General features: G+C 35.1%; 1 protein-coding gene. It reads right to left on the reverse strand.

Features of this window, described 5'->3' with window-relative positions; genetic code table 11:
- Positions 1-241 (reverse strand): hypothetical protein (locus C1E99_RS00900; RefSeq protein WP_153060131.1); only part of this gene is annotated, 241 nt, incomplete at its 3' end.
- Between the last annotated feature and the right edge of the window lie 237 nt (positions 242-478).

The raw sequence follows: 478 nt of genomic DNA on the forward strand, positions 1-478 counted from the left end.
CTTGTTCCTTAGCCGTAGCAGTATTTGAAGTAGCTTGGGCAACTTGCTCAGCTTCTGTCACAGCTGCCTGTGCACTTGCAAGCTCTTGCTCACTAACAACCTTTACTGGTGCAGCTTGTTCTTCTGAGACAGTAGGAACAATAGTATCGGCACTGACTTGGTTTGCTTGAAAACCAACTGTCCCAACAGCTAAAACACCTGTAGCAAGCGTTACTGGAATAGCAACAGATTTCTTTTTCATATATATTACCCCTATATTTTACTTACAACTTTTATATTATACTATCATTCCTCATTTGTCAATGTTCGTATGTAAAGAAAGTCTACTTTTTGTCTACTCGCAACTTGCTCAGAAAGTTTAGAGAAATTATCATTTTTTTCTTTACATTTAAAAATCATGGTGCTATAATAATTATCAGATAAATTAAATTGTCAGACAATTTAATAAATAAAAAAGAAATCAGGTGATCCCATGTCA

The sequence above is a fragment of the Streptococcus suis genome, from assembly GCF_002964045.1.
GTDB classification, from domain to species: Bacteria; Bacillota; Bacilli; order Lactobacillales; family Streptococcaceae; genus Streptococcus; species Streptococcus suis_U.